Here is a 215-nt window from a genome sequence, read left to right on the forward strand (position 1 = left end):
TGGCTCCCCGACCTGGACTCGAACCAGGGACCTGCGGATTAACAGTCCGTCGCTCTACCAACTGAGCTATCAGGGAATAGAAGAAATGATGATCTTCGTTAAACTTTTTACTGCACTTGCAACATGCTAGGAATTCTGTGGCTCCCCGACCTGGACTCGAACCAGGGACCTGCGGATTAACAGTCCGTCGCTCTACCAACTGAGCTATCAGGGAA

2 tRNA genes are annotated in these 215 nt (G+C 51.6%); both read right to left on the reverse strand.

Going from position 1 to position 215, the window contains the following annotated elements:
* Positions 1-76: transfer RNA gene (locus tag QN395_RS21575), tRNA-Asn, on the reverse strand.
* 62 nt (positions 77-138) lie between these two features.
* Positions 139-214: transfer RNA gene (locus QN395_RS21580), tRNA-Asn, on the reverse strand.
* Position 215: the final 1 nt, after the last annotated feature.

The sequence above is a fragment of the Undibacterium sp. RTI2.2 genome (genome assembly GCF_035018705.1).
In the GTDB taxonomy this organism is placed as follows: domain Bacteria; phylum Pseudomonadota; class Gammaproteobacteria; order Burkholderiales; family Burkholderiaceae_D; genus Undibacterium.